This window comes from Chitinophaga flava, from assembly GCF_003308995.1.
Taxonomy (GTDB): domain Bacteria; phylum Bacteroidota; class Bacteroidia; order Chitinophagales; family Chitinophagaceae; genus Chitinophaga; species Chitinophaga flava.
In genome coordinates this window covers 1990941-2002398 of sequence record NZ_QFFJ01000002.1, presented here as the reverse complement: position 1 = coordinate 2002398, position 11458 = coordinate 1990941, and the positions used below count along the sequence as shown (strand labels likewise).

7 protein-coding genes are annotated in these 11458 nt (G+C 47.1%); 3 read left to right on the top strand and 4 right to left on the bottom strand.

The window, feature by feature from the left end:
* Positions 1-11: 11 nt before the first annotated feature.
* From DF182_RS24290 to DF182_RS24280, 3 genes are all read right to left on the bottom strand, one after another.
* Entirely contained in the window at positions 12-1124 is a 1113-nt protein-coding gene (locus DF182_RS24290) for a hypothetical protein (protein ID WP_113618376.1), read from the bottom strand.
* A complete protein-coding gene (locus tag DF182_RS24285) occupies positions 1121-3142 on the bottom strand; it encodes a hypothetical protein (protein WP_147243534.1) in 2022 nt (673 codons plus the stop codon). The genes DF182_RS24290 and DF182_RS24285 overlap by 4 nt, the downstream gene beginning before the upstream one ends.
* Positions 3143-3357: 215 nt before the next feature.
* Positions 3358-3741 (bottom strand): DoxX family protein, encoded by a 384-nt coding sequence (locus DF182_RS24280; RefSeq protein WP_113618374.1) that lies wholly within the window; start codon positions 3739-3741, stop codon positions 3358-3360.
* 138 nt (positions 3742-3879) lie between these two features.
* Here DF182_RS24280 and DF182_RS24275 point away from each other — a divergent pair, with 138 nt between their 5' ends.
* Positions 3880-4266, top strand: a complete 387-nt coding sequence (locus DF182_RS24275; RefSeq protein ID WP_113618373.1) for a winged helix-turn-helix transcriptional regulator — start codon at positions 3880-3882, stop codon at positions 4264-4266.
* Here DF182_RS24275 and DF182_RS24270 read toward each other — a convergent pair.
* Entirely contained in the window at positions 4263-5150 is an 888-nt protein-coding gene (locus DF182_RS24270) for an NAD(P)-dependent oxidoreductase (protein WP_211327199.1), read from the bottom strand. The genes DF182_RS24275 and DF182_RS24270 overlap by 4 nt on opposite strands.
* A 61-nt stretch (positions 5151-5211) precedes the next feature.
* Here DF182_RS24270 and DF182_RS24265 point away from each other — a divergent pair, with 61 nt between their 5' ends.
* Positions 5212-10935 carry an alpha-2-macroglobulin family protein gene (locus tag DF182_RS24265; protein ID WP_147243533.1) on the top strand — a complete coding sequence of 1908 codons (5724 nt, stop codon included), beginning with the start codon at positions 5212-5214 and terminating at the stop codon, positions 10933-10935.
* 33 nt (positions 10936-10968) lie between these two features.
* Positions 10969-11430, top strand: coding sequence for an Mpo1 family 2-hydroxy fatty acid dioxygenase (locus tag DF182_RS24260; RefSeq protein ID WP_113618371.1), 462 nt, complete (start codon positions 10969-10971; stop codon positions 11428-11430).
* Positions 11431-11458 lie beyond the last annotated feature (28 nt).

The following is an 11458-nucleotide window of genomic DNA, read 5'->3' as shown; positions in this document are numbered from 1 at the left end:
TGCAGGGGTGTTTATTCATCGTTCATATCATCACCATTACCTTCACGTTGATCATTACTTTCAGGGTCGTTATCGGGTTTACGTTTTTTCTTCTCCGACTGGTAGTCTTCATCCGGGGTATCTCCCAGTTCCGGTTCCTCCGGCTTAGGTTTCTTATCATCTTTATCCTTATCATCCTTCTTACGCTTCAGTCTATTTTCTTCTCTCACAATAGACAATAACGAATCCGTTAATGCTCCCGACACCGGCGCAGGCTCTCCTGTAATAGCGGATAGCTTTAGTGCAACGGCCCATACAGACCAATATCCGTATAGTTCCTGCAGTACTTTAAACTGGTTGGTAATCGGTTGTGCTCCCAGGTAGGCGAATTTAGCGAGGATGTTCATCTGGTCCAGATACCTGGAGGCCAGTTGTATTACTTTTCTGCGCATCACCAGACGCATATCATTGAACTGTTGCCCTTCAGGGATATAATACACGCGGTTGATATGGTCAGAGGGATGTGTGCTCAGATAAAATCCATTCAGTTTAAAATGATGAATGGTATTCCATAGTTTCGCAGCCAGTTCTTTCTCCAGTGTGTCCACAGGTTGTAGTGCCACCGACGGTCTTATTTCCTCGGAAATAAGTGTACCGTTCCTATCTACCACTCTCCATACGTCCATATTCTCAGAAAGCAATAACAGTGAAGCATTACGATACACCTGTACTTCCGGGTCATCGGGCCACAAACAAGCGTCCTCTCCTGAAGGTAATACCCATTGCTTTTTTTTGGAAGGGATAAATACTTTTGCCATCCAGTCCGCATCTTCTTCAGTAACCACAGGTGTATCATCACTCAAATCCATATCATCCTCCACTTTATCTCCAGGTTTTTTAATGATCACCTCTCGTTGTACAGCAGCCGCGCAATCGTCACATACCAGAAACAAATCGGTCCAGTCATTCGCTGTTACAATTGTATCTACATCAAGTACTCCCTTGTTTCTGTGAAACAGCTGTCCGCCGTTACGCAGTGTTTTTTCACAAAAGTGGCAATATTCACCGGTGTTATCAGTCAGGGCATTATAAAAATGGGAATAGGATATCGTGGAAGGAATCAGATTTCGTTTGAAGGGTCTCATAGATTAATAAAGTCGTTTACAAATGGCATATTGGTGGAGTGGTATTTATGCGGATCACTGGGGGTGCCGGCTGCGCTATTTTTGAGTTTCAGCGCCAGTTCCGCAGCCAGTTCCTTGCTGCCGTCTTTTTTAAAAACGGTCAGCCAGGTAGAATAGAAGCCAGTAGCACAGGCTATTTCCACGAGGTTGGCCCACACTATTTCCGGTACCAGCACTCCGGGTACATCAAAAGTGGCTTTTAATAGTGTCCAGTTTTTTTCCCATGTATCGGCGTCCATGCCTTCCGGAGCAGCAGGCGATTTAGGAAGTTCTCTGAAATATTTGTACAGCTTATGCTCATTACTTTGAGCATTAATGGCCTGTTTTACCAGGTCCAGCTGGGTTCCGGCAATTTTCCATGCTTTGGCACGATTGGTATGACGGGAATCCGTCAGGGTATTTTTAGGCTGATTAATGCCTACAATGTCCATGATGCTTTGGGTGCCATGATACTTGGCCACATCACCGGCATTAGGTTCTATCCGTTCCACCTTCACCTGATTGGTAGCGTAGGTATATTTCAGATAGCGGAGGGGATTATAATCCTTATCATCCGGCCATAGGTTCCATTTTTTAGCTGACTCTTTCAGACTATCATAATCAAGCTTTAACTCCTCCCCTCTATATACGGGGAATGCCGGAAAATTAAGATAAGCTATTTCTCTTTTTTCCTTCTTCTTATCCTTTTCCACACTTTCATCTTTTGGATCTTCAAACTTCAGCTGTGTACTCAGGTTGGCCAGTTTAAGATAGGCTGTATTAAGATTGTTTAATGTATTTATTATGATCTCATCTTCAGCATCATCAACCTTAAACAAATTTCTCAGGTTGGCCAGTTTGCTGAGATTCTTCCGTTTCATGTTCACCGTTACTGTCAGTTCCTGAGTCTGGGCATTGTATTGATGACCGCTCCTGGTTATTACATCCCTGATCTTTTTTGGAAAGGGGAAAAATCTGAATTCCTGTTTGTTATCCAGGTCCTGCTGTATAACGGTGCTACTTTCCAGTTCTCCATACAGTTGACAGAGCGCCTGAATTTTTGCCAGTTCAGTTTTATTGATCTTCTCTTTCAGTTTTAGTAATCTTCCATCATATTCCTGGTCAGCAGCAATCTTTTTCAGTTCGTCATTAAATTGTTTCAATGTCTCGCTTTCCTTCGGCACCAGGCTGGTAATGATGCGTATGTCCAGGTCCTTCGGGGCCTGCAGGTCTTCATAGATAATACGCTGTGCGCCCAATACCTGTTTGGGATTATTGCCTTTATTGAGTTCATTGCAAGGTTTGCAGGAGATAACAAGGTTGTCCCAATCCATCATTACATCCGGAAAACTTGCTTTAGGCAGTTTATGTTCTATGTCCATCACGATACCATCAGTGAGGACTGTTTCGCAATAGGCACAATAGAGACCATTTGCCTTCACCAGATCTGCTTTGGCTTCCTTGTACTTATCTTTCAGTTCTTTTTGAAAGAGGCTGATCAGCTTATCATTGAGATCCGTAAAGTTTGTTATCAGAGGTGTAGTCACTACCGCAGGAGCAGATTCATACAGGATATGGTCCTGCTGAATTTTCAGGAGTGCTTTCACTTCACTCAAGGGGATCAATAAACGCAGGTACTTATTGCGTTGGGATTCCGAGTGTTTTTCTATTGTCTGGATCTTTGCATTCAGTGTAAGCGTTGAGGTTATAGCTAATGATGCTGCCCTAAGTTCTCCACTACCATTGTCATTAGCAATATAACCTATATACCCGGGGTTCCGGGGTTCTTTATATTTACCGGTTATATTGGGAAGAAGCTTATAATCGCTGATAAAAAAATCTGTTATTCTCAGCGTTGTGTTTGGTCCTTTGCGAAAATTTGCATCATACAGATAATCCTGGATAAAGTATATAGTGGGATCGGAACTGGTATCGGTACGTACCGCAGCGTTATCAAATGTCTTGACATAGTTTTCCGAGTTTTTAATCAAGGGTCGCATGCACTGATAGGGTTTGTTGGGATTTTAAAAATTGCGCGCTAAAGTAGAATTAATTAAAGAAAAGTGAAATATTTCAAGTAGATTTTTTGAGAGAGCGGCAATTTAATAACAGAAGTTATCAAATATGGTCAACATAAATGAGCAGCCTTAGGGGAATAAAGAAGGCCGGCCCAAGCAGTTCATCACTGCGGGCCGGCCTTCTTTCATTATACCAACTACTTATTATCCAAGCTCAACGGACCGGCTCCAAAATAAGCGATCAGCAAAGCACTTCCTACCAATGCCACATTTTTCATAAAATTGGCCATCTGCATCTGGGCAGCCATCGGATCAGCAATACCCCAGAAACGGTGAATCGCAAAGGTTACCGGGATCAGGAACACGATAACCAGCCAGGCACCTACTTTCGCTTTATAGCCCAGCAGTACACTCAACCCGCCTATCAAAGACAGCAGACCAGCTACCCGGACCAGGAAGTTAGCTGCCGGCACTCCGGCAGATGCGGCGTACTCTACACCAGCACCGCCTACGTGACTGATACCCGACATTACGAAAATGAGCGCAAACAGGATACGCCCCAACAGTGGAACAATTTTCATAGTAACAGTTTTTATATTATATACAAACGTATAGCTATTACAGAAAGTTTACAATGGAGTTACCTGAATGATAGCGCTATCCCCCGGGATAGCATACCATCATTTTCGTACCTTTAATGCCTGAAGCAAAATTTCTTTATGAGAAAAACAAACTCCACCAACGCCATTAATGAAAAGACGCTCAGCCGTTTGTGCAGTACAGCTCATACCCTCTCCGTCATTGGTGGCCGATGGAAGCCAACCATTCTCTGGTGTCTGCTGGATGGCAAAATGCGGTACCATGAACTGAAAAAATCCATCAAAGGTGTATCAGAAAGAGTATTGGTATTACAACTGCGTGAGCTCGAAAGCGACCAGCTGGTAAAACGTATCATCTATCCGGAAGTACCTCCCAGGGTAGAATATGAGCTGACTTCGCTGGGTAAGTCACTGGAACCTTTATTAAATCAAATGGCCAGCTGGGGCGCCTTGCATAAGAAAAAGACCCAACCGGCCAGAGAACTGGAACCTGCAGGCGTCAATTAAATGCTGATACCGGCATCTTCCAGCGCTCCCATTGCCAGCGCTGTCCAGTCAGCATCTTTGGTATTCCTGGCCAGCACGGTTGTGAGCCTGGCCTGTACCAGATTAGCCAGTGGCATGGGCGTATAGGATCTGCCTGCTGTTTGCAATACCAGGTTCATATCTTTCAGACCAAGTGCGGCACTGAATGCGGGGTTACCGATAAATTTCCGCTCTGTGATCATCCCTCCGTAACCACGGAATACCGGCGATGCAAACAGCGTGGTGGTCAGCATCTCATAGGCCGCTTTAGGATCTACACCGTTCTTTTCCGCTAGTGCAAACGATTCTGCCATCATCTCTATGGCGCCGGCTATCATAAAATTGCCAATCAGTTTCAGCACATTAGCACTGCCTGCATCTTCTCCCAAATCAAAAATATTTTTAGCGAATCCGGCTTCCAGTAATGGCCTGATTCGCTCCTTCGCTGCTGCCGGCCCCGAAATGACAGCATTGCCTACCCTGGCCTCAGCCGCTTCGGGCCTCGCAAATACAGGCGCCGCCACATAAGCCACACCTTGCGCCTCATGCTGCACAGACAACATACGAGCCGTATCCGGCGAAATAGTGCTCATCGATACATGTATGCCTCCATTGCCCAACGCCTGCAACAGGTCGTTGCCTGCAATGCTCTCTACCGCTTTGTCGTCAGACACCAGACTCATCACAATCCCACCTTTCACTGCAGCCGCAGCCGGACTGTCTACCAGCTCGGCACCCAGCGCTTCCAAAGGCTTTGCCTTTTCACGGGTACGATTATAGATCTTCACCTGATAGCCAGCTTTCAACAGATTGGCTGCAATAGGAGTTCCGAGATTGCCCGTTCCAATAAATCCAATGGTTTCCATGATTAAGATTTTTGTCAAAAGATATTGATATTTCACTAAATTCCGTAAAATCCCGCTTACCTTGAAATACATATTGCTGCTACTGCTATGCTGCCTTAGTATTGCCACTGATGCCCAACAAATGCTGACCACCAGTCCTCAACGCAGCCCACTGCATCACCTTTACAGGTTAACCGACGATGAAGCCCGTTTGTTATACCGTAAAAGCCCGCTCCGGCAAAAAGGTTCGTACGAAAAATTACTGCATACCCCTGCCGGCACCTTTCCCGCTACAGCTTCCTTCCCCACCATTTTGCCTCCCGGAAACTACCTGGAAGTATATGCACAACAAACCAACCTGTCATATGTTTTCCGGCCGGTGGCAAATGTACGCTGCAAATTCATCAACAACGGTAATGACCTCGCCATACTGGTACATGATATACAAGGGAAAACCATTGCCAATGCGGATGTACAACTACAACACAAAAAAATCCCTTTTGACGCCACCACCCAAACTTACCGACTCAGGCACTACAAACGGACAGGCATACTCGAAGTGAAATATAACGAAGTGCTCAACTTCTTTGATCTTTCCCAGCAGATAAACAAACAGCCCCGCAGAAAATCATTCTTGCAGCGGCTTTTCAGCCGAAAACAGCATCGTCGGCATTCCGACTACTTCTATGGCTTTAGCTACCGCACCCCGTCTGAAAGCAACTATGCCGGTTTTCTGGCACTTAATAAACCCAAGTACAAACCCGGAGATACCGTACGGCTAAAAGCGTTTATCCGGCACCGTAAGAACGGAGTTGTGAATACACCGTTGCTACTCAGACTATCTGACAATCACCGGGATATAGACACAATCCTTACCACACTTCAGCCCTACCGGCCAGGTGGTTATGAATACCAGTTTGTACTCAGCGACAGCCTCGACATTGATCTGGATGAAAAGTACCTGCTGACCATTGAAGCAGGACCTAACAGGCCCATCGCGGAAGATGATGATGAAGGTGATGACAGGAAGATTGCCTTCAAACGTAAAGTGATGGTGCGCCAGACTTTTGAATATGAAGAATATGAACTGAGTACCGTTACTTTTCGTGCCCGGGCCGACCACTCCCGGCATACACGCGGCACTCCGGTTGCTGTATATCTCAAAGCTACTGACGAAAACAACCTGTCTGTAATGGATGGGCGGGTGAAGCTCTGGGCCACAAAATCGGTGGTGAACCGCACCTTTCAGCCGGTTGTATTTGTGCCCGACACCCTTTGGTATCGTGAAGTAAATCTGGAACCCTCTGGTGAAACCAAAGTAGCCATCCCGGACAGTATTTTTCCCGCAGCCAGCCTGGATTATGAGATCAGTTGTCAGTTTCTGAGTGCCAGCAACGAAGCCCAATATCATAACCTGATCCAGCATTATGAATATAAACAGGAAGAAATCCGGCTCACCCGCAAGGCCGACAGCCTCGAAATCAACAGCCTGTTTGCCGGCAAGTCCGTCAGCGACAAGGGCAGCCTTTTAATCAGAAATACCGCCGGCGACACGATACAGCTGACAAACATCAGCCTGCCTGCCAAAATTCCTTTGCATCCTTTTGCAAATACCTATACCGTAAAGGCTACACAGGCCTCGGCTACCTACAATGATCTCGCAGGGAATGATGAAATCAGCTGTCAGACCAGCCGTACCCATGACTCTGTTTTTGTAGAGATACAAAACCGGTTCCACCTGCCTTTCTGGTACAGCATTTACGCCGGCAATAAAATAGTCAACAGCGGCTATGGCCACGCCCCCCTCTCTTGGAAAGCCGCCACCACTACCCTGCAAAACTATACGGTTTCTATTCAGTACATCTGGAACGATCAGGTGACCGAACGCAGTTTTACAGCCGTTTATGCCGACAAACTCTTAAACGTCAATATCCAGAGTCCGCTCACTATATTCCCCGGACAAACGACCCGTTTATCCGTTCACGTTAGAGATATGGAAGGCAGGCCGGTAAAAGATGCAGACATAACAGCCTACGGACTCACTACCAAATTCGAAAACCTGCAACCTCCTTCCATTCCCTATGCAGGTAAACTGTATCCCCGCAAAGGTATTTACTCCAGTTATGCTGACCACCTGCGTAGTATCTCTTCCGGTACCCAGCCCTTGAACTGGGAACGCTGGAAAAAAGACATGGCCATCGATACCAGCACCTATTATCGTTTTTTACATCCGGATGGAGTGTTCAGCCTTTCTGAACCGGTAGACAACGGTCTTACACAGATAGCACCGTTTATCATCGTCGATGGCCAACCACAGCGTATTCTATACTTATGGATCGACGATTCGCCGGCCTACCTGGACTGGGCCGATATCAAACCATCTTATAGTTTTCCGGTATCACATGGTTTTCATCATCTCCACATACGTACTCCCTATAAGGTGATCACCATAGACAGCGTTTATACTGCCAACGGGCGCAAAACCTTTCTGAGTATGGATATCAACAAGCCTGGTCCTTACGTAACCATTAAACCGGCAACGCCTTTGATATCCAAAGACGAAAGTTTTTCACTGAGCCGTTATCTGGGCGTATTTACCAACATACAACCCTCTACCTATCTGGAACAATCCGGCAGGGTGCTACCGTTTCCTTCCAGACGATACAACTCCTATCGTTATGTATGGCCGTTAACTAATAACATAGCGAATTACCGTGTACAAGGCGATTACTCCCAGCCTTTTACCCCTGAAACCGGTTATGTCTTTAGCATATCAAAAGGATTGATCAAGGAGAAAACATTTGACAGTAAACACTTCTTTACCTTTATCGGCAGCAACAATGCATACCAGCCACCACTGCTGGAAACAGCCATTACCGAAAGCACCATGGACAGCCTGTGGAGAGATTATAAAGACAACTACAAAATGGGCGGTACTTTGCAAAGTACCATCACACAGCAAACAACATCGAAGGCAGCGTTATCCCTGCAGATGGACACCAGTTTCTCCCAACACAAGGTAAAGCAGCTTTTCCTGTACCGCTATGATGATCCTTCTTTCTATGCTATCCACTCTCCGGAAAATCTGCGTTTCTCCGAACTGATACCCGGCTGGTACCGCGTACTGATATTGCTTCGTGGCAACCGTTACCTGCTGCAGGACAGTCTGTTTGTTCAGGCAGGCGGCACTACCTGGCACCAGCTTCACAGTACACCTGTACTGCCGGCAGATATTGTCAGCCGCAGCCTGGCAGAAGAGGTATGGCGACGACCTGATGTTTTTAGCCGGTATGATAATGAGACCAACTTCCCGGGTACTTTCAACAACCAGTACATGAACAATCAGTCCCTTCGTAGAACCGTAACCGGGCTGATTACGGATGAGGAAAACAGACCCATTCCCGGTGTCAGTATCCAGCTTAATGGAACTAATGTAGGCACCGTCAGCGATCCAGAAGGCCGGTTTATGATGAATGTCACCCCGTACGGAACATTGCGGATAAGTACGGTGGGCTTTATATCACAGGAAATCCAGCTTGATGAGCAGGATTTCCACCGGGTAGTGCTCACTGCTTCCCAACAAGCCTTGCAGGAAGTAGTGGTAACAGGTTACGCTACTGTAAAGAGAAAGATGCTTACCGGAGCATCAATCGGCAGTCTGGAAGGCCGTGTTGCAGGTATCAGCATCCGCGGTACCAGCAGTAATTCTTCCGGTAATCCACTGATCATCATAGATGGAGTACCCTATCAGGGCGATCTCGCTTCAATAGATCCCTCCCTCATCGGGAACATCAGCGTACTGAAGAGTGAGGCGGCTGTAGCCCTTTATGGTTCCAGCGCTGCCAGCGGCGCCATCATCATCGTGTCCGGCAAAGCCAACCGCGACAGCCTGACAATCCCAACCACCCGCAGCAGCCTGCGGCAGCGTTTCCGGGATGATGCATTCTGGCAGCCACGGTTACGCACAAACGAAAAAGGTGAAACCTCTTTTGACGTTACCTTTCCGGATGATATCACCAACTGGCAAACCTTTGCCATCGCGGTTACAGACAACCAACAGGCCGGCACCGCCAGCACACAGATCAAGGCATTCCAGCCGCTGACTACCAATCTGGCCATCCCCGCTTTTGCAATAGCCGGAGACACGATGCACGTCATCGGAAAAATACTCAACTACACCCCTGACAGCAGTACCCTCGATCGCAGGTTTTATGTCAATGACAAGCTATTGCTACAGGGCAACACAGGAGTAAAGGACAGTCACCTGGATACCATGGCCGTAACAATTCCCGTAGCTGACAGTATCTCCCTGAAATATACCATTCAGGGCCCCGACAATTTCATGGACGGCGAACGCCGCGCCATCCCTATCTTCCCGCAGGGAGTAAAAGAAGCTACCGGCAACTTCCTCGCCTTGCGCAAAGACACTTCCTTCTCCCTAACAGTGACCGATACCAGTGCCCTACGGATACACGCCACCAACGGAATGGTTTCCGTATTCCTGGATGAAATAGTACAGCTGAAAGATTACGAATACAACTGCAACGAACAGATGGCGAGCAAACTGATAGCCCTGCTGCAGGAAAAACAGCTGCGCCCTCTCCTGGGCCAGACTTTCGAGGGCGAAAAAAACATCCGTCAGCTGATACGCGCACTCACCGACAACCAGGGCCGCAATGGCCTCTGGGGCTGGTGGAACAAAAGCGAGGCTCTATACTGGATCTCCGGACATGTCATCAAAGCACTGCTGATGGCAGAAGCCAACGGCTATACCACTCATCTCAACAAACAGGCGCTGATCGACTACCAGGTGTTCCTGCTGGGTTCTGAGCCCAACCGGAATAAACTCACTATCCTCGAAACGCTGCAGGAGCTGGGCTCCAAAGTAGATTACCATCGTTATCTCGACACCATTGGCACTGCCGGCTTGAGCAGTTATGACCAGCTCCGGTTGTTATACCTGAAAGTACGTGCAGGCGATACCGTTAACACCAACCAGCTGTTGCGTCAAAGCCAGCGCAGTATGGTGGGCAACCTCTACTGGGGTGAGGAAAACAATCAGCTGTTGAGCAATAACATCATGCATACACTGCTGGTGTATAAAATACTACGCCAGCAAAAAGGTCAGGATGACTATCTGGAAAGTATCCGGGAATGGCTGATGGAACAGCGCGCACCCGGCTATTGGCGCAATACATTCGAATCCGCATCCATCCTCGAAACCATTCTCCCCGATCTGCTGAAAAGCAGACAACCACTAACGGCCACGCTTACACTCAACGGAAAGACCATCACCAGTTTTCCGTATGACACTGTGCTAAAACCAGCCCAGTCAATGCAGATCAGCAAACGAGGCAATATGAATATCTATTTCAGCTCCTGGCAGGAACACTGGAACCCGGCGCCGGAAAAAGTATCCCGGCAGTTTGAAGTCAGCAGCAGCCTGCTTAACAATGGGGTACCGCAGACGCGTTTGACCGCAGGGACCGGCGTAGTACTCAGTGTAGAAGTAAATGCCGCCGCAGATGCGGAATATGTGATGATAGAAATTCCTATTCCGGCGGGATGCTCCTATGCGAGTAAATCGCAGTCATGGTTGCATGACGAAGTACATCGCGAGCATTTCAAAAACAAGGTCAGCATTTTCTGTAACAGGCTTAGCAAAGGCAAACATACTTTTAAGGTCGATCTGATGCCGCGTTACAACGGTACCTATCATCTGAATCCGGCCAAAGCATCGATGATGTATTTCCCGGTATTTTTCGGAAGAACGGGTATGAAACAGGTTGTAATCACCGGCAAATAAATTATATTAGTAACAAGTAAAACAGCTTCTTCCATGAAAACAATTCATCAATGGCTGGATGAATATGGCAGCAGTCATCGCAACGATACCAATAAGCTCATTCACTGGATATGTGTACCGGCTATTTTCTTTAGTATAGTGGGCTTTTTATATGCCATCAGGATACCGGTTCCGGGTACCAGCATCATACTCACTGTGGCACAGATTGCCCTGGTATTACTGATCATTTATTACGCACGTCTGTCGTCCTCGCTGGCTGTAGGTATGACGATCATTGGTATTATCTGTCTGTGGCTATGGCGCCTGATCGCCGCCACCGGGGCACCCATATGGTTGGTATCCCTTATCATTTTTGTGTTGGCCTGGATAGGACAGTTTATCGGCCATAAAATAGAAGGCGCCAAACCCAGCTTTTTTAAAGACCTGCAGTTTCTTTTGATAGGCCCAGCGTGGTTATTGAGTTTCATCTACAAAAAAACTGGTATCAAACTGTAACAAAAGGAATCGAAATATGGAAAATTTT

Bases quoted from the DNA above. Each gene is read 5' to 3' on its own strand.
- DF182_RS24290 (WP_113618376.1), bottom strand. From the start codon at position 1,124: ATGAGACCCTTCAAACGAAATCTGATTCCTTCCACGATATCCTATTCC.
- DF182_RS24285 (WP_147243534.1), bottom strand. From the start codon at position 3,142: ATGCGACCCTTGATTAAAAACTCGGAAAACTATGTCAAGACATTTGAT.
- DF182_RS24280 (WP_113618374.1), bottom strand. From the start codon at position 3,741: ATGAAAATTGTTCCACTGTTGGGGCGTATCCTGTTTGCGCTCATTTTC.
- DF182_RS24275 (WP_113618373.1), top strand. From the start codon at position 3,880: ATGAGAAAAACAAACTCCACCAACGCCATTAATGAAAAGACGCTCAGC.
- DF182_RS24270 (WP_211327199.1), bottom strand. From the start codon at position 5,150: ATGGAAACCATTGGATTTATTGGAACGGGCAATCTCGGAACTCCTATT.
- DF182_RS24260 (WP_113618371.1), top strand. From the start codon at position 10,969: ATGAAAACAATTCATCAATGGCTGGATGAATATGGCAGCAGTCATCGC.